The organism is Haloferax sp. Atlit-109R (assembly GCF_003665865.1).
Classification (GTDB): domain Archaea; phylum Halobacteriota; class Halobacteria; order Halobacteriales; family Haloferacaceae; genus Haloferax; species Haloferax volcanii.
In genome coordinates this window covers 220,762-243,871 of record NZ_QPLO01000003.1, presented here as the reverse complement: position 1 = coordinate 243,871, position 23,110 = coordinate 220,762, and the positions used below count along the sequence as shown (strand labels likewise).

The 23,110-nt window shown below is 66.7% G+C and carries 21 protein-coding genes; 7 read left to right on the top strand and 14 right to left on the bottom strand.

Annotation, left to right across the window (positions count from 1 at the left end):
- Positions 1–4: 4 nt before the first annotated feature.
- From DVK03_RS17430 to DVK03_RS17420, 3 genes are all read right to left on the bottom strand, one after another.
- Entirely contained in the window at positions 5–724 is a 720-nt protein-coding gene (locus DVK03_RS17430; RefSeq protein WP_004064463.1) for a cob(I)yrinic acid a,c-diamide adenosyltransferase, read from the bottom strand.
- A 126-nt stretch (positions 725–850) separates the two neighbouring features.
- Positions 851–2,179: a cobyrinic acid a,c-diamide synthase gene (locus DVK03_RS17425; RefSeq protein ID WP_115803726.1), complete on the bottom strand. Its 1,329-nt coding sequence runs from the start codon at positions 2,177–2,179 to the stop codon at positions 851–853.
- A gap of 169 nt (positions 2,180–2,348) precedes the next feature.
- Positions 2,349–3,359 carry an AIR synthase family protein gene (locus DVK03_RS17420; RefSeq protein ID WP_115803725.1) on the bottom strand — a complete coding sequence of 337 codons (1,011 nt, stop codon included), beginning with the start codon at positions 3,357–3,359 and terminating at the stop codon, positions 2,349–2,351.
- Positions 3,360–3,517: 158 nt separating this feature from the next.
- On the opposite strand from DVK03_RS17420, the gene DVK03_RS17415 reads away from it, so the two are divergent.
- Together DVK03_RS17415 and DVK03_RS17410 are read left to right on the top strand one after the other, a co-directional pair.
- A complete protein-coding gene (locus DVK03_RS17415; RefSeq protein WP_115803724.1) occupies positions 3,518–4,564 on the top strand; it encodes an alanine--glyoxylate aminotransferase family protein in 1,047 nt (348 codons plus the stop codon).
- Positions 4,565–4,654: 90 nt separating this feature from the next.
- Positions 4,655–5,242 (top strand): hypothetical protein, encoded by a 588-nt coding sequence (locus DVK03_RS17410; RefSeq protein WP_115803723.1) that lies wholly within the window; start codon positions 4,655–4,657, stop codon positions 5,240–5,242.
- Between the two features lie 55 nt (positions 5,243–5,297).
- Here DVK03_RS17410 and DVK03_RS17405 read toward each other — a convergent pair whose 3' ends face one another.
- The 5 genes from DVK03_RS17405 to DVK03_RS17385 form a co-directional block, all read right to left on the bottom strand.
- Positions 5,298–6,404, bottom strand: coding sequence for a PhoU domain-containing protein (locus DVK03_RS17405; protein ID WP_115803722.1), 1,107 nt, complete (start codon positions 6,402–6,404; stop codon positions 5,298–5,300).
- A gap of 167 nt (positions 6,405–6,571) precedes the next feature.
- Positions 6,572–7,543 carry a phosphate ABC transporter ATP-binding protein PstB gene (pstB, locus tag DVK03_RS17400; protein ID WP_115803721.1) on the bottom strand — a complete coding sequence of 324 codons (972 nt, stop codon included), beginning with the start codon at positions 7,541–7,543 and terminating at the stop codon, positions 6,572–6,574.
- Positions 7,544–7,545: 2 nt separating this feature from the next.
- Positions 7,546–9,168 carry a phosphate ABC transporter permease PstA gene (pstA, locus tag DVK03_RS17395; RefSeq protein ID WP_115803720.1) on the bottom strand — a complete coding sequence of 541 codons (1,623 nt, stop codon included), beginning with the start codon at positions 9,166–9,168 and terminating at the stop codon, positions 7,546–7,548.
- Entirely contained in the window at positions 9,168–10,301 is a 1,134-nt protein-coding gene (gene pstC / locus DVK03_RS17390) for a phosphate ABC transporter permease subunit PstC (RefSeq protein ID WP_115803719.1), read from the bottom strand. Before pstC ends, pstA begins: the two co-directional genes overlap by 1 nt.
- A gap of 62 nt (positions 10,302–10,363) precedes the next feature.
- Entirely contained in the window at positions 10,364–11,566 is a 1,203-nt protein-coding gene (locus DVK03_RS17385; protein ID WP_004064480.1) for a substrate-binding domain-containing protein, read from the bottom strand.
- Positions 11,567–11,751: 185 nt separating this feature from the next.
- Between DVK03_RS17385 and DVK03_RS17380 the strand changes: the two genes are divergently transcribed.
- From DVK03_RS17380 to DVK03_RS17370, 3 genes are all read left to right on the top strand, one after another.
- Positions 11,752–12,747: a halo transducer protein gene (locus tag DVK03_RS17380; RefSeq protein ID WP_115803718.1), complete on the top strand. Its 996-nt coding sequence runs from the start codon at positions 11,752–11,754 to the stop codon at positions 12,745–12,747.
- Positions 12,748–12,854: 107 nt separating this feature from the next.
- Positions 12,855–13,457, top strand: a complete 603-nt coding sequence (sod, locus tag DVK03_RS17375) for a superoxide dismutase (protein ID WP_121540824.1) — start codon at positions 12,855–12,857, stop codon at positions 13,455–13,457.
- Between the two features lie 224 nt (positions 13,458–13,681).
- The gene (locus tag DVK03_RS17370; RefSeq protein WP_006600938.1) at positions 13,682–13,864 is read left to right on the top strand and encodes a hypothetical protein; all 183 of its coding nucleotides are present in this window, start codon (positions 13,682–13,684) and stop codon (positions 13,862–13,864) included.
- Between the two features lie 57 nt (positions 13,865–13,921).
- On the opposite strand, the gene DVK03_RS17365 is transcribed toward DVK03_RS17370, so the two are convergent.
- The gene (locus DVK03_RS17365; protein ID WP_115803881.1) at positions 13,922–14,809 is read right to left on the bottom strand and encodes a DMT family transporter; all 888 of its coding nucleotides are present in this window, start codon (positions 14,807–14,809) and stop codon (positions 13,922–13,924) included.
- 171 nt (positions 14,810–14,980) lie between these two features.
- Here DVK03_RS17365 and DVK03_RS17360 point away from each other — a divergent pair, with 171 nt between their 5' ends.
- Positions 14,981–15,565 (top strand): NAD(P)/FAD-dependent oxidoreductase, encoded by a 585-nt coding sequence (locus DVK03_RS17360; RefSeq protein ID WP_004040826.1) that lies wholly within the window; start codon positions 14,981–14,983, stop codon positions 15,563–15,565.
- Positions 15,566–15,694: 129 nt separating this feature from the next.
- Here the strand turns inward: DVK03_RS17360 and DVK03_RS17355 are convergent, their stop codons facing one another.
- The 3 genes from DVK03_RS17355 to DVK03_RS17345 form a co-directional block, all read right to left on the bottom strand.
- Complete coding sequence (locus DVK03_RS17355; protein ID WP_115803880.1) at positions 15,695–16,399, bottom strand: alpha/beta hydrolase; 705 nt, start codon at positions 16,397–16,399, stop codon at positions 15,695–15,697.
- The gene (locus tag DVK03_RS17350) at positions 16,399–17,361 is read right to left on the bottom strand and encodes a ring-cleaving dioxygenase (RefSeq protein WP_115803879.1); all 963 of its coding nucleotides are present in this window, start codon (positions 17,359–17,361) and stop codon (positions 16,399–16,401) included. Before DVK03_RS17350 ends, DVK03_RS17355 begins: the two co-directional genes overlap by 1 nt.
- A 78-nt stretch (positions 17,362–17,439) precedes the next feature.
- On the bottom strand, positions 17,440–18,192 hold the full coding sequence (locus tag DVK03_RS17345; RefSeq protein ID WP_115803878.1) for a pirin family protein: 753 nt from the start codon (positions 18,190–18,192) through the stop codon (positions 17,440–17,442).
- Positions 18,193–18,402: 210 nt separating this feature from the next.
- Here DVK03_RS17345 and DVK03_RS17340 point away from each other — a divergent pair, with 210 nt between their 5' ends.
- On the top strand, positions 18,403–18,624 hold the full coding sequence (locus DVK03_RS17340; RefSeq protein WP_004040822.1) for a hypothetical protein: 222 nt from the start codon (positions 18,403–18,405) through the stop codon (positions 18,622–18,624).
- Positions 18,625–18,778: 154 nt separating this feature from the next.
- On the opposite strand, the gene DVK03_RS17335 is transcribed toward DVK03_RS17340, so the two are convergent.
- Together DVK03_RS17335 and DVK03_RS17330 are read right to left on the bottom strand one after the other, a co-directional pair.
- A complete protein-coding gene (locus tag DVK03_RS17335) occupies positions 18,779–21,262 on the bottom strand; it encodes an RND family transporter (RefSeq protein ID WP_004064510.1) in 2,484 nt (827 codons plus the stop codon).
- Entirely contained in the window at positions 21,262–22,650 is a 1,389-nt protein-coding gene (locus DVK03_RS17330; protein WP_115803877.1) for a COG1361 S-layer family protein, read from the bottom strand. The genes DVK03_RS17335 and DVK03_RS17330 overlap by 1 nt, the downstream gene beginning before the upstream one ends.
- Positions 22,651–23,110 lie beyond the last annotated feature (460 nt).

Genomic DNA, 23,110 nt, shown 5'->3' with positions numbered 1-23,110 from the left:
GCTCTCAGTACTCGGTTCCTTTTCTCGCGCGCTGGCCGGCGTCGATGGGGTGTTTCTCCTTTCGGACGTTGGTCACGAGGTCCGCGGCGTCGGAGAGGTAGGTTGGCTCCTCGTGGCTCCCGGTCAACACGAGTTCGAGGCTCTCGGGCTTGCGCTCCACGAGGTCGAGCACGTCGGCCTCGTCGAGCAGTCCCATCGCCACGGCGTAGAGGAGTTCGTCGATGATGAGGAAGTGGACGCCGTCCTCGGGCGGGCCGTCGAGGGCGAGCGGCTTCGAGAGGTCGGCGTCGGCCGCGGCGTCGACGAGTTCGCGCGCCCGGTCGAGGCCGGCGGCGACCTGCGCCTCGTGGTCTTCGTCGTCGCTGCCGTCGGCCATCCCGGCCCAGCCGTAGTGGCCGAGGTTCTCGAAGGAGAACCCGGGCATCGCCGCGATGGCGTTGTACTCCCCGCGGACGGCCTCGACGGAGTCCGCGCCGCCCTTCAGGAACTGGAGCATGTGGACGCGGTAGCCGTGGCCGGCGGCGCGAAAGCCCATGCCCATCGCGGCCGTGGTCTTGCCCTTGCCGTCGCCCCACCACACCTGCACGAGGCCGAAGTCGTCGGGCGCGGCGGGTTCGATGGCGGCCGCTTCCGGGCGGACGCCGCGGCCGGGGGTGTTCGCCCGAACCGAGTCGGGGCTGGTCTCGTCGTCTGTCTCGGTGGTTCCGTCGGGTGCGTCGGTCATCGTTGTGGGTTCGAAGTCGGGGTCGGTCGTCGGTCAATCGTCAGTCGGTGCTTGTCGCGGCTTCGTATATAGGGGTTCGCCGCTCTCGCGCTCTTGTGCCCTTGCGCTCTCACGCTCTCGCCGCGGTCAGTCCGTCAGTCGCGAGACGAAGCGGTCGAACGCCCCGCTTTCGGGGTGGACGTGCGCGTAGGTGCCGAGGGTTCGGTACTCGGTGAGTCCCTCGCGGCCGTCGATGCCGGAACCGCGCTCCACGTCGAAGGCGAACCGGGCGTCCGTCGCCGGGTCCGCCGACGAGTAGTGGAACTCGTGGCCGCGGAGCGTCTCGCCCGCGTCGGCGGTCAGCGTCCCGTCGGTCGCGCGGAGTTCCACGTGGTCGAGCGCCTGATAGCGCTCCTGCATCGTCACGTCGGCGGGGAGGATGCCGGCCATCTCGTGGGTGTCGCCGTCGGTCGTCGTCAGCGATTCGGTGAGCGCCATCAGACCGCCGCACTCGCCGAACACCGGCAGGCCGTCGGCGGCGCGGTCGGCAAGCGCCGAAAGCGTCGGTGACGACGCGAGGTCCGCGGCGAACCGCTCGGGGTAGCCGCCGGGGAGGTAGACGCCGTCGCAGTCCGGGAGGTCGTCGCCGGCGACCGGCGAGAAGTACGAGACGGTGCCGAGCGATTCCAATCGCTCCAGCGTCGAGGGGTAGACGAAACAGAACGCCTCGTCGCGGGCGACGGCGACCGTCGGGCGGTCCGAATCCGTAGCTTGGACTGGCTCGGCTCGCGTGCCCGATTCGACCTCTTCGGCGTCCCAGTCGGGTTCCCGCGCCACTTCAGCGAGCGCGTCGGCGCGAATCCCGTCGGCCGCGGCGTCGAGCGCCTCGTCGGACAGCGGGGCCTCGTCACCGAGGAGGAGGCCGAGGTGGCGCTCGGGAATTTCGAGGTCGTCGCTCGGCGGGATTCGACCGAGGTACGGCAGTTCCTCGGGGAGCGCGTCGCGGATGCCCTCGGCGTGGCGGCCGCCGTGAGCGCGGGAGGCGATGACGCCGGCCACGTCGGCGTCGATTCCCATCTGGTCCGCGTAGGTCCGGAAGCCGTAGGCCGTCGCCGCGACGCTCTGCATCCCGGCTCTCGCGTCCGCGACGAGGACCACGGGGAGGTCGAGGAGGGCGGCGACCCGAGCCGTCGACGTGTCGCCGTCGTAGAGGCCCATCATGCCCTCGACGACGCAGATGTCGCCCTCGCCGCGGGCGTAGGTCCGGCGCATGCCGTCGTCCCCTTCGAGCCACGGGTCGAGCGTCCGCGACGGTTTCCCGACGATTGCCGCGTGGTGCGATGGGTCGATGAAGTCGGGGCCGGCCTTGGCTGGTTGGACCTCGTAGCCCTCGCGTTCGAGCGCGCGGCACACCGCGAGCGTCGTGACGGTCTTCCCGACGCCGGAGGCCGTGCCGGCGACGACGACGCCTCTCATTCGACCACCGCGGTCCGGGTCGATTTCGGCGCTCCCGGCGGGTCGCTCGCGAGTCGAGACGGACGTTCAGCAGTCATATCTCCAAGTGAGATTTCAGTAGTCAAAGTCGTGTTGGGTCGAGCCGGCGCGGGTCGCCGCCGACGGCGCGGGTCGCCGGCTCGCGTTCGCCTCAGTTCCAGAGGTCGTACATGTCGTCTTCGACGCCGTCGGCGTAGTGCGTCCCGTCGTAGACGACGCCCGGGGCCGGCGCGGTCGAGTCCGCGTCCGCGTTCGAACCCGCGCCGTCGCCCGCCGATTCGACGGTTCCGACCACCGTCGCCTCGATACCCTCGCGTTCGAGCGCGGCGAGCGCGTCGTCGGCCTCGTCTTCGGGGACCGCCGCGAGGAGCGCGCCGGAGCCGAGAATCCGCATCGGGTCGACGCCCATCGCCTCGCAGAGCGCCCGCGTCTCGGGGCGGACGGGCACGTCGTCGCCGTCGACCTCGATTCGGACGCCCGAGGCGCAGGCGAGTTCGACCAGTCCGTTGAGGACGCCGCCCTCGGTCGGGTCGTGCATCGCGGTCGCGGCGGGCGCGAGCACCGCCGACTCGGGGAGGACGCTGATGTCGTCGAAGAAGCCCGCGGCGCGGTCGATGGCCGCGGGTTCGACGCTCGCCGCGTCGAGGTCGGCGCGGAAGTCGGTGGCGAGGACGGCCGTCCCTTCGACGCCGGCTCCCTTGGTGAGAACCACCGAATCGCCGGGTTCCGCGCCGCTCGTCGGGACGTATCGGTCGGTCGGCCCCATGCAGGTGAGCGAGAGGAGCGGCCGGGAGAGCCCGGCGACCGTCTCGGTGTGGCCGCCGACGATGCTGATGCCGAGTCGTTCGGCCTCCGCGTCGAGCTGGGCGGTGATGTCGTCGAGGAGGTCCACGTCCGGTTCGGGGAGGAGGACGGTGCTCACGAGCCACTCGGGGACGCCCCCGCAGGCGGCCACGTCGTTGCTGGCGATGGCGACGCCGAGGGTGCCGATGCGCTCGGCGGCGAGCGAGATGGGGTCGGTGCTGACGACCATCGTCCCCTCGCCGGTGGCGACGGCGGCGGCGTCCTCGCCGTAGCCGGCCCCGACGAGCAGGTCGTCGTTGGGTGCCCCCGTCCGCGAGAAGACGTAGCGGTCGAGGTCCGCAGGTGAGAGTTTGCCCATACACGTGGCTGACGGCGAGGGCGCTTTTGTGCCTTCCCGTCCGCCGCCGGCGCGGGCGGTCACGTTCGCCGGCTGCCGGTCGGTTATCGCTGCCGACGCGGTCGGACGCTCGCCACGGATGCCGTACTGCTAAGACGCTCTGTCCGTAACGGGGATTCATGCTGATGACACCCGGTCCCACGGCCGTCCCGCCGCGGGTCCGCGACCGGATGAGCGAGCCGATGCCGAACCCCGACATCGAGCAGTCCTTCTTCGACACCTACGACGAGGTCTGCGAGAAACTCGGGCGCGTCTACGACACCGACGACGACGTGGTCGTCATGGGCGGCGAGGGCATCCTCGGCCTCGAAGCCGCCATCGCCTCCACGGTCGCCCCCGGCGACGACGTGCTCTGCGTCTCGAACGGCCTCTACGGCGACGGCTTCGCCGACTTCGTCGAGAGCTACGGCGGCGAGCCGACGGTCGTCGGTTCCGACTACACCGACCCGCTCGACCTCGCTGGCGTCGAAGCCGCGCTCGACGACGGCGAGTTCGCTGTCGCCACGATGGTCCACTGCGAGACGCCGACGGGCACGCTCAACGACATCGCGCCGGTGCTCGAACTGCTCTCCGACCACGGCGTGCTGACCATCGTCGACGCCGTCTCCTCGCTCGGCGGCGCGCCCGTCCCGAGCGAGCACATCGACATCAACCTCGGCGCGTCCCAGAAGGCGTTTAGCTCGCCGCCGGGGCTGACGACGGCCGCCGTCAGCGACCGCGCGTGGGAGGCCGTCGAGGAGCGCGACCCCGACTCGCTCTACACGAACCTCCTCCCGTGGCGCGACACCAGCGAGGGCTTCCCGTACACCCACCTCGGCGCGAACGTCGCCGCCCTCGACGAGTCGCTGTCGATGCTCCTCGAAGAAGGGCTCGACGCCGTCTACGAACGCCACGAGGAGGCCGCCGCGCACTGCCGCGAGCGCGGAGCCGACCTCGGCCTCGATATCTATCCCGACGCCGAGCGCAGTTCTCCGACGGTGACGGCGTTCCACCTCCCCGGCGAGGCGAAACGCGTCCAAGCCGAACTCGAATCGGAACACGACATCGTCCTCGCGACCGGGCTCGCCGGCCTCGCAGACGATATCCTCCGGGTCGGTCACATGGGCTACAACGCCGACGTGGAGAAGGTCGACCGCGTGATGGACGCGCTCTCGTCCGTCGTCTGAAACCGGCGACCCGTCCGCGACCGGCGACCTGTCTGCGCCCGACCGCCGTCCGGCTGTCAACGTTTTTCCCCGATGCCGACGACAGTCCCGATGAGAACGACCGTGACCGAAACGAGCGATTCGACGGGACGGCGGCGACCGGACGACGGAATCAGATACGCAATCGTCGTCGTGTTTCTGACCGGGCTCCGCCGCCGCAACCCCGCGGCGATGGTGAACGCCGCGTTCGCGCTCGCGGGCACGTACCTCCCCGACGCCGTCGAGCGACTGGTCGGCGTCGAGTTCCGCCCGTGGCAGCGCGTCTACGTCGAGTCGGCCATGCTGACCCACTCGGCCGGGATGCTCGGTCCTTACGACGACGTGTGGTGGTGGGACCATCTCACTCACACCCACTCCGCGACGATTCTCGGCGGGGTCGTCCACGTGCTGTCGCGTCGCCGCGGCCGCGACCCCGCGACCCGCGTGCTCGCGGTTGTCGTCTGCGCCGGCGTGCTCTGGGAACTCGCGGAGTACGCCATCCACCGCGGAGCCGACGCGCTCGGCATCGACCCCGTGCTCGTCTCCTACGGCCGAACCGATACCGCGCTCGACCTCCTGTTTAACCTCGTCGGCGCGGCGCTCGTCGTCCTGTTCGGTGACCGCGTCCTGACGAATCTCGTCTCGCCGCGGGAGGACTAGGCGCGCTCTTTCCCGCGGCCGCCCCGAATCGTCCCGTGGATTGGACACTGAACCGTCAAGCGCGCTGGGAGTGTTCCGCGGACTCGCTTTCGCTCCTGTTCTCGCGGGTCGGTCGCTCGTCCATGTTGTGCGTACGGACCGCGGTCCGGAGACCGACCTCAGCGACGTTGCCGACGTGTTCGGCCGTCCGTTCGAGCGCGTGGAGCGCGTGGGCGAATCGGTGGTCAACGTCGACGTCCGGGTCCGCCTCCTCGAACAGCCGTCGCTCGACCTTCCCGACGCCCTCGCGGACCCGGTCCCGCGCCGAAAGCGCCTCCCGCGCCGCGTCGGGGTCCTCGCCGTCGAGCGCGACCTGCACCGCGTCGTCGAGCGCCTCGGGGACGACCTCGGCGAGTTCGGACACCTCGTCGGCGACCGCGGGGGGCAGCGGGTCGGGGACCGCCGACGCGACGGCGGCGATTCGCTCGGCCTGGTCGGCCACGCGCTCTAACTCGCGGGCCGCGGTGTGGAGGCGGAACAGCTCCGGGCGCGTCTCGCCGAGGGCGTCCACCTCGTCGAGGCGGTCGAGCCCGCGGGTGAAGTGCCGGTCGACCATCGCAAAGAGGCGGTCGGCGCGGTCGTCGCGCTCCGCGAACCCGTCGAGCGGGGCGGCACCGGTGAGCGCGGCGGTCGCGTCGCGGTACATCGAGACGGCGACGAACTGGAGCTGTCGGACCGACTGGCGGATGGAGACCTCGTTCGCGTCGAGGACGTTCCGAACCGTGACGGACGCGTCCGACTCCTCCGTGATGGTCACGCCGACGAGGTTGCGGGCGACCCGTCTGACGGCCTGTCGCTGTGCGGCGTCGAACGTCCCGTCGGCCTCGACGACGACCTGTTTCGACCCGGCGGCGTAGGCCGCCCGGAGCGTCTGTTCGAGACCGTCACCGGCGGAATCGTCTCCGCCGTCCCCGCCGCCCCCGTCACCGCCGTCGACGGTCACCGTGAACTGCATCGACGCGTCATCCTCGCACTCGGGTGCCTGTATGACGAGCATCCCGTCGAGGTGCGTGTGGAGGTCGACGACGGTGCCGGCGGTGATACCCTCGCCGTCCGCCCACTCTCTGGGGAGCGAGACGGTGAACGTCCCGTTGCTGACCTGCTGTATCTTGCGTGTCTCCATTGTGTTGGCGTGTCTGAAATCGTGTTGTCTGCGTGCCAGTTCCGCGGTGACGCCGCCCCCGCCTCGGCGGGTGATTCGACTGACGAAAAGCGAGCGTCGCCGGACGCGGGGACGCTCGGCGGGGACCGGCGCTCAGTCCGAGTCGGACCCCGGGACGGGACCGGACGTTACCCGAACTTGCCGCTGATGTAGTCCTCGACGCGCTGGCTCTGGGGGTCCTCGAACACCTGGTCGGTGTCGCCGTACTCGACGAGTTCGCCGCCGGTGAGGAACACCGCCGTCTGGTCCGAGATGCGCGCCGCCTGCTGCATGTTATGGGTGACGATGACGACCGTGTACTCCTCCGCGAGGTCGTGGACGAGGTCCTCGATTTTCGAGGTCGCGATGGGGTCGAGCGCCGACGCGGGCTCGTCCATGAGGAGCACCTCGGGGTCAGTCGCCAGCGCGCGGGCGATGCAGAGCCGCTGTTGCTGGCCGCCGGAGAGCCCGAGCGCGTTGTCGTCGAGGCGGTCCTGCACCTCGTCCCACAGCGCCGCCTGCCGCAGGGAGCGTTCGACGAGTTCGTCGACCGCGTCGTCGTCGCTCCGGCCGAGCAAGTTGGCGAGCAGGCCGGTGTCGAGGTCGCCGTGTTTCCGCGGCCCGTATGAGATGTTGTCCGCGATGCTCTTCGGGAACGGGTTCGGTGACTGGAACACCATGCCGACGCGCTTGCGCAGTTCCACGAGGTTGACGCCCTCCTGGTAGATCTCCTCGCCTTCGAGCCGGACCGAGCCGTCGATGCGCGCGGCCTTGATGCGGTCGTTCATCCGGTTGAGACACCGCAGAAACGTCGATTTTCCGCAGCCCGAAGGGCCGATGAGCGCCGTGACGCTGTTCTCGGGAATCTCCATGGAGACGCCCTTCAGCGCGTGGTCGTCGCCGTAGTAGACGTCGAGGTCGGAGACCGAGAGCTTCGCGTCGCCCTCGAACTCGTGTTCGACCCACTCCTCGCGGGTCCGCTCGCGCGTCTCACCGCTCGTGACTTCGAGCGGCTGGTCGGTGCCGGGGCTCGCGCTCGCGCCGCCGGCGGGTTCGCTGTCCGTCGTCTGTGCGTCGGTCGTCGTCTGTCCGTCGTCCGCCGTCTGTCTGGTTTCACTCATGGTTACTCGTGCTGAAGTTTACTCCGGAAGTAGTACCGCGTCGCGATGCCGACCGCGTAGAAGCCCAAGACGACCACGAGCAGGATGAGCGCCGTCGCCCACCGGAACTCGTCGATAGCGCCGATGTTCGACGACTGCCCGACGCCCGCGGTGATAAGCGAGTAGAGCTGATACGGCAGCGCCGACGTCGCCTGCATCAGTTCGGGGTTGGTCACGAACGGCGGCGAAAGCGAGAACTGGAAGCCGCCGACCACGTCGACCGTCTGACTCCCCGGCGGGGCGACGCTCCCCGACATCGTCAGGAGAATCGGCGCGGTCTCGCCGGCGATGCGGCCGACGCCGAGGATGATGCCCGTGACGATGCCCGGGAGCGCCGCCGGGAGGACGATGCTCCGAACCGTCTGCCACTTCGTGACGCCGAGCGCCGCGCTCGCGTCGCGGTACTCGTCGGGGACCGCCAGCATCGACTCCCGACTCGTGATGACGACGAGCGGGAGGAGCATGAAGCCGAGCGTGAGCATCCCCGCGAGCAGCGACTTCTGGTTGCCGAGTCGGGGGACGAGGAACGCCAGCCCGAACAGCCCGAAGACGATGCTGGGCGTGCTCCACAGGCCGTTGGTCGCGATTTCGACGACCTGCGTGAAGCGCCCGCGGTCCGCGTACTCGGTGATGAAGACGGCCGCGCCGACGCCCAGCGGGACGGCGAACAGCACCGCCCCGACGACGAGCCAAATCGTGCCCGCGATGGCCGGGAGAACGCCGTTCACGTCGTTGAGGAGCGCGACGCCGTTCATGACGAACGGCCACGAGAGGGGCAGCGAGAACGTCACGCCGACGAGCGTCACTTCGGGACCCGCACCCGCGCCGAACGCGAGACCGTTGAACAGCCCCGGCAGGCCCTTTAGGACCGTGAACGCGACGAGGAGGAACAGCACCGCGATGATGGTGAGGGCGTTCAGGTAGACGAGGACGTACGCGCCGATGTGGCGGCCGCGCGCGCCGAACCCGCCGTAGGCCTTCGCGGCGGCCCAGCCGACGAGCAGGGAACAGAACGCCGTCAGGACCGGAATCGTGAACTCGGCGTTGAACGACGCCTGCTGTTCCCACCCGAGGTCCCACACCCACGACGGGCCGATGACGCCGGTGAGGAAGACGAGACCGGCGAACACGGCGAGCGCGCCGGCGGGGAGCGTCGAGCCGATGTCCTCGCGGGGGAGCGCGCTCACCGCGAACCCGACCCCGCCGGTGACGAGCGACGCGACGACCCACCCGGCCGTTCCGAGCCCGAGCGTCTGCGAGGCGACGAGTCCACCGACGACGAACCAGACGAGCGCGAACGCCGCCGAAGCGACCAGTCCGGCGGTCGGTCTGGGGTTGGTCGCGACGTAGCCGAGTCGAGAGCCGACGCCGAAGCCGACGACGGCGAGGCCGAGGAGGACCAACAGCCCGCCGAGGAGCGCGACCATCGGCACGCCCGCGACGGGGTCGGTGATGGTCACGAGTTCGAACATCGCCGCGAGCGAGAGGGCGAACAGCACCGCCGCCAGCCCCACCGCGCCGGCGGCGACCGCCTCGGTCTCGGAGGTGTCTTCGCTGACGAGCGTGGATTCGGTCGCGCCCGCCATTATTCGGCACCCCCGAGCTTCCGGCGCATGCGCGCCTCGATGTACTGCGACCCGATGCTGAGGAACAGCACCGTGACGAACAGGATGACGCCCGCGACGAACAGCGCGGAGAGCTGGAGGCCGTCGGCGTCGCCGTAGTTCGCCGCGATGAGCGACGTGAGCGTGTCGTTACCGTAAAAGACGTTGTACAGCGGATTCGTGAGCCCCGGACTGCCGCGGAGCATCACGGTCGCGGCCATCGTCTCGCCGATGGCGCGACCCACGCCGAGGAGGACCGCGGCCGAGACGCCCGAGAAGGCCGCCGGCAGCGTGATAGAGGTCATCGTCTGCCAGTCGGTCGTGCCGAGGGCGAGCGACCCGCTTTTCATCGACTCGGGGACGCTGTTGAGCGCGTCCTCCGCGACCGAGACGACCGTCGGCAGCGCCATCAGCCCGACGACGATACCGACGAAGAGGTAGGTTCCCTGTCCGACGATGTCGAACTGGTCGGCCGCCCACGGGCTGAGGATGGTAAAGCCGATGAAGCCGTAGACGATGGAGGGGATACCCGCCAGAATCTCGACGCCCGGTTTGACGACCTCGCGGACGGTCCGCGGCGCGATTTCGCTGAGGAAGAGCGCCGCGGCCACGCCCAGCGGCGCGGCGACGGCCGTCGCGATGATGGTGACGAGCACCGTCCCGTGAATCATCGGGACGAGCGAGTACTGAATCGGCGGCGTCACCGGACTCCAGCGCGTCTCGATGAAGAGCCGCAGGCCCGGAATCGGAATACCGAAGACGTTCACGGTCGCGTACTGCACGGTCGGCCACGCCTCCGCGAAGATGAAGACGAGGATGAGCCCGAGGACGAGGATGGTCGAGACCGTCGTCGTCAGCGTGAGCACGCGCGCTGTCAATTCTTGGTGTCTGAGCCAGCCGTACCCCGTCGCGACGAGGAACACCGCGAACGGGACGGCCGTCAGCGACGAGACGGCCAGAAAGCCCGCGAACGCCGCGAGGAGCGACACCGCCGCGACCGTGACCGTGACGAGCGCGTCCGGCGGCGTCTCGTCGACGAAGTCGCGACCGCGCCGGAGCCCTCGCCGAGCCGCCGCTCGGAGGCCGGCACCGTCGGAGTTTGGAAGTACGTTCATGATTGGAGCGTCGATGAATGGAAAGAACGAGGTTCAGGAACCGCTACCGCGTCCGAGCCGCGTTACGCTTGGCTCGGAAGCTTGTCCTTCTCGGCCTGAAGGTCCTTGTCAGGCAGTGGGATGTAGTTGTTGTCCTCGACGAACAGCTTCTGACCGAACGTGGTCAGGAACATGTTCATGAACGCGGCTTCGCGCATGTCCGTCCCGCTCGGGGTGTCCTCCGTGACGGTCGTGTACTGGTGGAGGTCGCGGTTCAGCGGGTAGTCGCTGTCGAAGATGGTGTGCTCCGCGCTCTTGTCCGGCGCGTAGAGCGTGCCCTCGAATTCGATGCCGATAGGCTGGACCTCCGGGCCGGTGAACGCGAGGGCCATGTACGCGATGGCGCCGTCGTTCTGCTGGACGACGGTCGCGACCTGCTGGTTCTGGCCCTTACGGGTGTCGACGCCCTCCATCGAGGCGTCGGCGCTGCCGAGCATGTTGAGGCGGAAGGAGGTGTCCGTCCCGGAGCCTTCCGCGCGGCCGACCACGTAGATTTCCTGGTCGTGGCCGCCGACTTCGCTCCAGTTGGTGATTTCGTCCTGGTAGATTTGGCGGACTTCTTCGCCGGTGAGTTCCGTCACGCCCGCGTCGTAGACGTCCTTCGAGACGACGACGGGCTGACCGTCGCGGCCGAGGACGTGGTCCACGTAGTTCTCCTCGGCCTCGGACTCGCTGATGCCGAGTTCTGCCGTGATCGGCCCCGACGAGTTACCGATGTCGACGAGACCGTCGCGGACGGACTTACAGCCCGTCCCGGAGTGGCTCAGGCCGATAGACGTTGCGAACGCCGGGTTCGCCTGCGTCTCGGTCGGCTCGAAGCCGTAGAGGGACGCGAAGTAGTCGGCCAGACGCATGTCCGGTGCGCCGAGTTCGTCCCAGCCGGGGACGGTAGATTCGTCGTTCGAACCCCAGTACTCGCCGTCGCTCGGCGGCGCGTTGGAGTTCCAGTAGGAACTCCCCTTGTTCGCGATGGGGTACACCGTCGACGAACCCTCGGCGGTGAGCATCTGCGGTGCGCTCGATTCGCTCGATTCGCTCGTCTCCTCGGGGGTCGAGGTCGTGGTCTCGGGAGCGTCCGTCTCCGCTTCTTCGGTCGCCGGCGCGTCGGTCTCGGAACTCGACTGCCCCGAACAACCGGCGAGCCCCGCAACGCCCGCCGCACTCGACGCGACGAGGAACTGCCGACGTGATACGCTGCCTGCCAACTTCTTGGAATCTTGCGCCATCACGTGGACTGACCCGGTTTTAAATAAAATGCGTTTATAATACCGGTTTAGTTCTATCAGAGTTCATCGTAACACTAAGAGGCGAAATAGTTCGATATTAGCGCACACATCAGTACGGAGAACTATATACCCGAACGTAATCGAGACGACAGAAAATATAACGGGCGCCGAGATACGTACGGACGATGGCTCAGCAAGACGGAACCACAGGCTCCGAACGTATCATCGGTCTGTCTAAATCTGACGCGGCCGACCGCGTCGTGGACGCGGACGAGTCCCGGGACCCCGACACCGTTCGGGCGGTACTCAGTCACGTGGCCGAAGACGGCGCGGTGACGGCCGACGGCGTCGATTCGGCGGTCACGGACACGTCGATGATTCTGTCGACCGCGGAGACGCGCGTCGAACTCGCGTCTATCGACCTCGACGACGCCCGCGAGGCCGCCGGCGACGACGCGGCCGTCGGTGCCGTCCGGTCCCGTCTCGACGTGTTCGAAGCGAAGGTTACGAACGCGACCGAACGGGTCGAATCGCTCGGCGAGGAGTTACAGGGACTCACCGACTGGCGCGACGACCCTCGGTCCGTCTACGACATCGTGCTCGGACTCCGCGAGGTCGCGTCCGAAGCGCAGGCGCTCACCGCGCACGCGGACGACATACAACTCGACGTCGAGGAGTTCGAGCGATGGCTCTCGAACCACGACGTTCGCGTGCGCGGACTCGACGGCGATTTGGCGGCCCTCGAACAGTCGCTCGACGGACTCGCCGGCCGGGTTGAGGCCGTCGCCAACGCGGAGAGTTCCGAAGACAGCGCCGACGCCGCCGAGGGCGCTGACGACGACCGCGCGACCGAGTGGTGCAACGCCGCGCTCCGCGCCCGCGTCTCCGCCCTGTTGGTCGAGGACGTACGGGCCGAACTCGACGACTTGCGGGAGTTGGCTCCCGAGTCGGACGCGGCGACTGACGGTCTCGACGAGGCCGCCGCCGACCTCGACGAACACGGCGCCCGCGTACAGCGCCTCCGCGAGCGCCTCGGCGGACTCGCCCGACCGTCGTGGACCGACGAGTACGGGGCGCGAATCGAGTCGTTCGAAGAGACGCTGGCCGCGTTCGAACCGCCGGTGTCGTGGGGGGAAGTACAGGCCGAACTCGACGACGCCAGAGTTGGTTCCGAGGCGTGAGCGAGCGCCCGAGAGTGTTTGCACCCATACATATCAAACCCACTACGTAAATCGCGTTCAGCGAAAGTACATGTGTGTTCGGTCCCTCGGTCTAACTGCGAACACCAATGTCAGACTACGAACTTGACCCCCTCCCGTACGAGTACGACGCGCTTGAGCCCCACATCTCCGAGCAGGTGCTGACGTGGCATCACGACACCCACCACCAGGGCTACGTCAACGGCTGGAACGCGGCCGAAGAAACCCTCGCCGAGAACCGCGAAGCAGGCGAGTTCGGCTCGTCCGCCGGCGCGCTCCGCAACGTCACCCACAACGGCTCGGGACACATTCTGCACGACCTGTTCTGGCAGAACATGTCGCCGGAAGGCGGCGACGAACCCGAAGGTGCGCTCGCAGAGCGCATCGCGGAGGACTTCGGTTCCTACGAGGCGTGGAAGGGTGAATTCGAAGCGGCGGCCGGCGCGGCCGGCGGCTGGGCGCTCTTAGTGTACGACTCGTTCTCGAACCAGCTTCGGAACGTCGTCGTCGACAAGCACGACCAGGGCGCGCTCTGGGGTAGCCATCCCATCCTCGCGCTGGACGTCTGGGAGCACTCGTACTACCACGACTACGGCCCGGCCCGCGGCGACTTCGTCTCCGCGTTCTTCGAGGTCGTCGACTGGGACGAGCCGTCGGCCCGCTACGAGCAGGCCGTCGAACTCTTCGAGTAACGCAGCGTAGCGCAGCCGAACCACGCGCTTCCCGCGCGACCACAGGTTACCGTGAGAGGGTGCCCGACCGAGGGCATCCGGCGAGGCGAGTTCGCCCCGCCAAACCGGCACCCTCCCGCCGAATGCACGGCACATTTTTCGGTGAGTGACGCGACAGAGGCCGTCGATTGTCTCCGTTTGTTTCAATCAAAATTCATAACTACGCGGGAGAGGATGTGCGGGTAATGAGCAACCCACCGTGGACCGCCGAATTCGCCGCCCTGAAGTCCGACTGCGCCGTCGAACTCGCCGCGCTGCTGGAGAAGTACCCGCAACCGGTCGTCTACGAGGTGATGAGCGAGATGCTTCGCCGCGAGATGCGCGACCAGTTCGCCGTCTCGTTCGCCGAGTCGCAACTGGAAGAGTAGCCGGCGAACGCCGTCACATCGGCCGGCTCCGGGCTCGGCCGACGCGACGACGCCCCGTCAGTCCGTGTTCACGAGAAGGACTCCGACAGCGAGAACAGCGCCCCCGCCGAGGAGTTCGAGGCCGACCGGTTCGCGCAGGAAGACGGCCCCGAGCAGGATACCGACGACCGGCTGAGCGAAGAAGAAGACGCCGACGGCGCTCGCGTCCGCGTACTCCATTCCTTTGTACCAGCAGTACCACGCGGCTGCGGTGCTCAAGAGGCCGAGGTAGAGCACCGCGCCCAAGACCGGAAGCGAGGGCGAAATCGAGTCGAACGCCGCCGGGTCGAGATAGAACTCCACCGGGACCAACGCGCCGAACAGCGGCACCGACAGCACCGTCGCGTACGTCGCGGTTTCGAGCGCCGAGTACCGCCGGATGAGCGGCTTTGCGAACACGGAAAACGCGGCGAAACAGAGCGACGAAAACAGGAGTAACGCGACGCCCGAGACGCTCCCGCCGGCGAGCGCGGCCGCGTCGTACTGCCCCGAGAGGACGACGAGCGTCCCGACCGTTGCGAGCGCCGTCCCGAGCGATTTCCGGCGCGTGAGATGCTCGTCGAGCGCTGTTGCCCCCAGTACGAGCATGAACACCGGAGTCAACACGGTCAGCAACGAGCCCTGACTCGCGTTCGTCAAATCGGTTCCCACGAACTGGGTCGAAAGCGCCGCGGTCAGCCAGACGGCGAGCGCCGCGAACCGTCGCCACTCGCTTCGGTCGAACGACCGTGCGGGAGTGGTCGCCCGCACGGCGATGTAGAGGACGCCCGCACCGAGTGCGATTCTGAGGAACGCGAGCGTCAGCGGCGGTATCGACCGGAACCCCCACTTGCTGACGACGTACATCCCGCCCCAGATGCTCGCCGCGAGAAGCGGGGCGGCGGCGAGGAGTCGGTCGCGGTCCATAGCCGAGGCACACGAACCGGGACATTAAGAGTGAGGGGAATCCGGAACCGACTGCGTCGGGGGTGTCTCAGGGCGCGCCGAGCGTCGTGCCACACGGTCGCTGGTAATCGAGAGGAATACAAAATATCCGCTTTACCGGGTTTCTTTATCGAGTACGCTAGTGCATGGAACATGGCAGACGTAATCGTCATCGGCGGCGGTCCCGCTGGTCTGACAACCGCCCTCTTCGCCGCGAAGAACGGACTCTCCACGACGGTCTTCGACACCGACCAGACGTGGATGCACAAGGCGCACCTGTTCAACTATCCCGGAATCGGCTCCATCGACGGCTCGAACTACATGGAGACGCTCCGCACGCAGGTCGACCACTTCGACGCGGAGCGCCACCAAGGCGAGGAAGTCACCGACGTGAGCGAGAGCGACGACGGGTTCGTCGTCGCGACCGACGACGACGAGTACGAGGCCGACTACGTCGTGCTCGCCACGGGTGCGAACCGTGACCTCGCGGAGTCCCTCGGCTGCGCGTTCGACGACGACCTCGTCGACGTGGACGTGACGATGGAGACGAGCGTCGAGGACGCCTACGCCACGGGCGCGATGGTCCGCGCCGAGGAGTGGCAGGCCGTCATCTCCGCCGGCGACGGCGCGGCCGCCGCCCTCAACATCCTCTCGAAGGAGAAGGGCGAACACTACCACGACTTCGACGTGCCCGCCGACGCCGAGTCCGTCTTCGGCTCCCTCATCGACGAGGTCTAATCGGCGGCCCCGGTCGGTCCGGCCGACCACGTTTTCTCGCTCCCCCCGCCCCGTTTTTCTTCGACGGCACGACCACCGCGTAGCCGCGCGGCTATCGCCCCGTAACTCTGAAAACGACCGCATCGCGCGTCAGTCGAGTCGCTCGATGAACGAGTCGATGATCCGGATTTCGTCGTCGTTGATGGCGTGGCCCAGTCCCTCGTACAGCCGACTCGCCGCGTCGGCGCCGAGTTCCGCGAAGATTCGGGCCGACGCCTCGACGCGGTCGGCCTCGACGCGGGGGTCGTCGCGGCCGCTTCCGAAGAAAACCGGCGTGCCCTCGAAGTCGGCGTCGCTGCCGTGACCGTCGTGGTCGCCATTGCCGTCGTCGCCGGCGGGCCGGCTCCCGAGGTCGGGGCCGAGGAGGCTTCCCGAGAGCGCGACGAGGCCGCCGTACCGACGGGGGTTCCGAAGCGCGAACTCGGCGGCGAGGCACGCGCCCTGCGAGAACCCGAAAAAGACGACGCGCTCGGGGGGAACCCCGGCGTCGGTGGCGATATCGAGCGCGGCCGACACCCGGCTGAGCGCGGAGGTGAGCCACGGCTCGTTTCGCTCGATGGGACTGGCGGCCGGGGCGGGATACCACGAACTCCCGGCGGCCTGCGGCGCGAGGTACATCACGCCCCGGTGGAGGAACTCGTCGACGAGCGTGAGGACGTGCCGCGCTTTCGACCCGCGGCCGTGGAGCATGATAACGGCCGCGTCGGCGACCTGCGGCGGCGCGCCGGCCGTCGCAATCTCCTGTCCCTCGTGGGGGTCGGTTGCGGACCGGGGCGTGGTCGGACGGGGAGCCATCAGTTCGACCCGCCGTCGCTACTGGGTCCAACGCCAGCCGGCAGGTCCAGCGGGCGCAGTTGGTTCTGTATCATCTCTCGGTCCTCCTCCAGCCACGGCGGGAGGTACAGCGACTCCCCGAGCGTCTCCGGGTCGACATCGAACGTCAGACCGGGACCGTCGGTCGCGAGTTCGAACAGGATACCGCCCGGTTCGCGGACGTACAGCGACTGGAACACGTGTCTGTCTTTCACCCGCGACACGTCGTAGCCGCGCTCGCGGAACAGGTCGTGCCACTCGTACAACTGGGCCTCGTCCTCGACGCGGACCGCGACGTGGTGGATGCTCCCCGCGCCCTCGCGGCCGAACTCCCCGTCCCGGTCGAGGAGGTCCACGACGGTCGCCCGGTCGCCCGGCGCTCGGTAGCGGACGCGGTCGCCCTCCTGCGCGACGAGGTCGAACCCGAGCGTGTCGAGCACGCTTGCGGTCACGAAGGGGTTCGTCGAGTGGAGCGTGACGCCGTGGATACCGCGAATCGCGCGCTCGGCGGGGACCGGACCGTCATCCCAGGGTTCGACCGACGACTCGCCGGTGACGAGTTCGAGGTCGGTGCCGTCGGGGTCCGAAATCCGAAGAACGGTCTCGTCGAACCGCTCGAACGGGCCGTCGACTTCGACGCCGCGGTCGGTGAGGCGGTCGGCCCAGTAGTCGACGGCGTCGGGGGGTATCACGAGCGACGCGGTCCGAATCTGCGGCGTGCCGGGGCGACCCGGCTCCTCGGCGGGGTACGGGAAGAACGTCAGGGCCGTCCCGGGCGAGCCGGTCTCGTCGCCGTAAAACAGGTGACGCGTGAACTTCTCGTTGAAGTTCACCGTCTGCTTGACGAGGCGCAGACCGAGCGTCGTCGCGTAGAAGTCGACGTTCGCCTGCGCGTCGCGGACGATTCCCGTGACGTGGTGGATTCCGGCGGTGTCTGTGAGCATCGAGTTGGGCGGAGTGTTGGAGAGTGCGTTGGGTGGCGGCGCTTCGCGGCGGGGACGGGTCGGCGCGTCGGGCCGCGGTCAGCGACCGATGGTTCCCTGTCGGGTGACGGGCGCGTCGGGGTCGACCAGGAAGGCGACGACGGTGGCGTCCTCGTCGGCGGTGAGCGTCAGGCCGGCGTCGTCGACGAGCAGGCCGCTTTCGGTCTTCCCGAAGCGCGTGCCGGCGGCCTCGACCGCGCCATCGAACACGTAGAAGTACGCGTCGCGGCCCTCGATTTCGGGGAGGTCGGCGCTCGACCCGGCGTCGAGTCGGAGGTCGAACAGGTCCACTTGGTTGCGGACGAAAAGCGGCGCGTCGGAGCCCTCGGGGCCGAACAGGTGTCGCCACTCGCCCTCGACGGGGGCGTCGATGGGTTCGTGTTGGATGTTCGGCTCCAGCCCGAGGCTGTGGGGTCGGACGAACATCTGGAGCATCCGGAGCGGCGGGTCGTCCGCGCGGGTGAACTCCTCGTGCCAGAACGTCTCGCCCGCGTTCATCACCATCAGGTGGTCGGCGTCGGTGACGAGGTCGTTGCCGTCTTGGTCGCCGTGGCGCATCACGCCGGCGGGCACCCACGAGATGATTTCCTCGTCGCGGTGGGGATGCATCGCGATGTGGGTGTCGGGGTCCATGAACGACTCGACGATGGTCGCGAGCGGGCCGTAGCCGTGGTCCGCGTGGTCCGGGAGGGCGCGACCGGGGAAGTTGAAGTAGGTCCGGAACTTCCCCTGATTCTGGGAGACGTCGGTTCGCTCCGCCTTGTAGAGCTTCGTCTCGGAGCCGACTTTCATTACGTGCGCACCTACGCGTCGAATCTATATACCTTCTCGGCGACGTGACCGAAAGCAGGTGACATCGGTGTCACTGGACTCGGAAATCGAGAACGTTGACGACTGGCCGGCCGCGAGTCGGCGGGACTCGCGAGACGGCGAGGGTCCGGCTCCGCGTCGACCGCGCAGGTGACAACAGTTTTCTTCGTGACAACCGATAGGGTAGTCGACATGGAGGCAAGTCGGCTGACGCCACGGCGAAGTTGGCTGTTCGTCGCGCTGAGTGGCATCGTCGCGGCGGGGGTAGCCTACGTGTTCGGCCCGTCCGACTCGGGTGTCCTCGCATCGGTCGCGGTCGGGTGCGTGGTCAGTCTGATGTTCGCGGTCGGCTACGCGGTCTCGAACGAGCGGGTGAAACAGACGCTCATCGATTTGCTCTCGCTTCTTCCCTGAGTCCGTCCCCGCCGAGCGCCCCCGCGTGACTCACGGCGTCACAACCCTTGTCGCAGTACGAAGGCGGCGTGTCCGAACACGGCGAGCAGGAAGGGCACCGAACCCACACCCGCTCGGCCGATTCCGTCGCCGTCCGGAATCAGCGAACCACTCCCTATCGTGTCGCCGGGCGGAGTCGCGCCAACGGGTCGAGGTCCCATTGCCGTATGCGTTCCCAGAGCAACACTGCGGGCGGGAGTGCGATTACCGCCGCCAAGAACGAATACGTGACGCTCAGACCGATGAGGACGCCGAAGTTTCCGAGAATCGGCGTGATTGCGAGCGCGAGCGCACCGGTACCCAACGCGGTCGTCAGCATACTGCCGAACAACGCGCCTCCCGTTCCGGTCAGCGTAATCATCATCGCTTCGTGCGCGCCCGTCGTCGCGTCGAACTCGTCGATGAAGCGGTGGGTCGTGTGCACCGAATAGGCGATGCCGACCCCGACCGAGATGGAGAGAATCGTCGCGGTCAGCGCGTTCAGCGTGATATCCAGATACCGCATCGTCCCGAGCAAGAACGCGATTGCAATCAGTATCGGGAAGACGTTGACCACGCCGAGCAGCGGTTTCCGCTCCAGGACACCGTATATCGCCACGAGGAACACGGCGGTCAGGACGACCGCGAGAGCGAGTCCCTGAATCGCAGACTGGAAGATACGGTCCATCACCGCTGCGCGGACGACGACATCTCCCGTAGACGTTGCTTTAAACTGGAACTCATCTGCCATCTCTTCCCCACCAGTTGTCACTTCCGTCTGTGACGCATCGGAGTCAGTCTGATATTCGACCAGTGCGGACCGGTAATCTTCAGTGAGATACTGTTCGGCCCGCCCACTCGCTGAGGAAGCGAACAGTTCGTCGTAAATTCGTTCGAGGTTCCGGTCGGGAATCCCGTTATCGTTCTGGTCGTTCCGGGCGACTAAGGCAGCGAACTCTTCGTCTTGCTCCGCGTGGGATTGAATGACCGTCACGATGCTCTGTGCCTCTGCCCGCCCACCGGGTCCAACTGCAAACGACTCCGGGGGATTGTCGTTCGGAGCTGCGAGGGCTTCGAGCGCGTGGTCTTCCTTGAAGTTCCCTCGGGCGTATATTTTCACCGTGCTCCCCTGACTGCTCCCAAATTTATCATCGAGCAAGTTGATGGTTGACGTAATCGTGTACTCGCCCGGGCTGAACGGCTCAGGTAGCCCTGTGACGTAGGCCGGAAGCTCCTCGGGCGGCAGGAAGTCCTCGTTTTCGAACGAGGTGCCGACGCCAGCCCCGTACGCGCCCATCAAACTACTCGATAGCAGCAACACCAAGACGATCACTGCCGGGGCGTGTTGGCTCACCCGCGCAGGGAACGCTAACACTCGTCCGAGGGCCGACTCTTCTGACGCGATTGGCGAGGTGTTGAACTCCGGGACTCCGAGCCGCGTGCGCACATTGTCGCACACCAACTTGGTCGCGGGTAAAAACAGCCCGAAGATGAGGAACGTGAAGATAATCCCGACCGCCGAGGCGATACCCAGATTCCGAATCGGCGTCAGGTCGGAGATGACGTTTGCGCCGAATCCGAACACCGCTGTCACGGTGACGATGACGAACGCGATGAGGAGCTGGGCGTTCGCTTCTCGCATCGCTTCGACCGCTTCGAACCCGCGTTCGGTCTCTTCTCGGTAGCGGTTGATAATGTGGATGCCGAAGTCGACACCGACCGCAAGCAGTAACACCGGGACCGAAATCATCTGCTGGCTAAACGGAATCCCCGAATAGCCGAGGAATCCGAACGTCCAGATAATCGTCATCACGAGTGCGACAAGTCCCAACAGCACGTCGATGGGGTCGCGATACGCGACCACCAAGAAGAAGAGTAACAACAGGATTACGACGGGCATCACGATCAGAAGCGAGTCCTGTACGGACTGCGAAATCTCCGTTTCGGTCGTCCCCGACCCGAACGCACGAACGTCGCCCGGCGTGTCGTCAGCAATCGCTTGGAGGTCCGTCTGGACAGCGGTCAGGTCGTCGTCACCGAAGCTCCCCGGGAAGTCATGCGAAATCGTCGTAATCGAGGCAGACGCGGAGACGCTGGTCGGATTGAAATCGTTCGAGACCACTCCGGACAGTCGGGACGAGTCGTCGAGTTCGCGAACGGCCTGTCTGATTTCTGACGGAGTCGCCCGTTCGAGCGTTCGCCGGTAGTCTGCCGGTGTCGTCGCCGACGGATTGAGATGCTGCGCAATGATCGGAGCCGGGCCACGAGCCGATTCCATCCGGTACTCATCGTGTTCGGCAACGCGTTCGAGCAGGCGAGCGTCGCGGACGAGCGCCTCCCGAGTCAGAACGTTGCTCTTCGTCCGAATGAGTTGCGTCGTCGTCTGAGCATCCGTCTGGAACGGCTGCTCGAAGTTCTGTTCGACCTCATCGAGGGTTTTCTGTTCGGGTAAGTCATCCGTGAACGCGTCGAGTCCGCCAGCGCTCATCTGCACAGACCCTAACCCGCCGATGAACACACCCGTGAGCAGCAAAAAGGCGACGACGACTACGCGTGGGCGGTCCACGATTGTCGTGTTGAGGCGTTCGGTCGCCGTTTCAATCCTCTCAGCCAGTGACATTACTTCCGCCTCCAGTAGACGACTGCGACACCGCCTGCGACAACCACCCCCAACCCTAAGATGAGCGTCATCGGCGACACGCCGCTGTTCTGGGGCTGAACGGCATCCAGCGGTTTCCTGAACGTGTCCGTGAGGTGCGTGCTGCCGTCACTATCCGTGTAGCGGAAGTCGAACGAGATGGGGTACGTGCTTCCCGCCGTCGCCGCCGACGACGCCGTCACTTCGAACGCCAGCGTCGCGGACTCACCGGGCTCTAAGGACTCGATGTAGCTCGTGTCCGAACCAGCGGCGCTGAGGGGGTCGTCAGCGAATAGACGCGCTTCGATATCGGTGACCGTCTCGTTGAGGTTGTTCGTCACTTCGACGGTGACGACCCGCGATTTACCGACGGTAATCGTCCGGTCGGAAACCGCGAGTCCGAACTCGTCTCGGTCCGGGCCGATAGTCGTCAGGAGGTCGAGTTTGTCGTAGGTCCGCTGGTCTCCGTCGCCGTCACGATACCGAACCTCGACATTGAGTAATTTGTCGCCGACCTCCGCCTCACTCGTAACCTCCATCGGGAGGCGGAAGGACTTGGATTCGCCCGGTGCGAGCGACCCGACGGCGGTGGAGTCCTCACCCGGAATGACTGTTTCCGAACTGTCAACCGGTCGAATAGTCACGCTTCGAACCGTGTGAGGGCCGGTGTTCTCGACTGTGCCGACGACTTCTCCATCTTCGCCCACTCGGAGCGACGAGGAGACGTCCGAGAAGGCGAACGACTGCTCGGGGAGCGACTCGACAGTGGTCGTAATCGGATTAGACGTACGGCTGATACCGTCACTGTCGTCGTAATTGACCACGAGGTCCAGCGCATATGCGCGCGCGGCGGAGCCGGATTGGAGCGCTGCACGGTACGTAATCGTCCGGTTTTCGCCCGGCTCCCAGTCGCCAACGGACGCCGTCGAGGACGTGTCGCCGGACTCGAACGTCAAGGAGCTACTCTTCGACTCTGCGTTCACACTCGCGGCTTTCGCAACTTCCGAGCCGGTGTTCCTGAGCGTGAACGAGATATCGTTGTCATCACCGACTTGGGTCGTCGCGTTTGTTTCGATGATTTCGAACCGAGCGTCGTCGTTGATTCGAATCGTTATCGTGCCGGTCTCCGTTCGCGTGGAATCGGTTCCCTCAGTGGTTCCGCTGGAGCTATACCGAAGCTGGCGAGTGTGCGAATACTCGTAGGTGACCGGGAGTTGATAGGTTCCCGGTTCAGCGTCTTCCGGGATAGTGACCGAGACTGTCTTTTCGGTGCTTCCAGTCGGGAAGTTCCCGAGAGAGACCTGCCCGGTTTGGACGTCGATTGGAGCGTTTTCGTCGTCGATTTCGAACGTTAATCCCCTCGCAGTCATCACTTCCTCTTCGTACTGCGATGGACCGTGTTCGACAATCAGACCGCGATTGACGACCGAGATTGCGAGCTCGTCAGTCGTGCCCGCAGAGAGCGTTCCGGACGAAGTTGCAAACGTGATATCTGGGTTCCCAACGACACTTCCAGACTGCGATGTCTGAGCGGTCGCAACGGCGGGAATCGCGCCGGCAACCAGTCCCATGACGAGGACGGTCGTAAGCGCGACGGTCAACAACCGTGAGCTCCGAAGTATATTCTGTGTCATCCTTACTGAGTACTTAGTCAAATCCCGAGCGGACGGATTAATGTGTCGGTATCGGCCAGTAGCACCCTCAATGCGGACGGGGGAGACGACTCCGAAACACAGGTACGACCGGCCTATGGCTAGACAACTCCCGACAGAGTTGGCAGGTGATTCAATCACAGAGCCGAGTCGTCCAGAGAGAGTAACCGCTAATTGG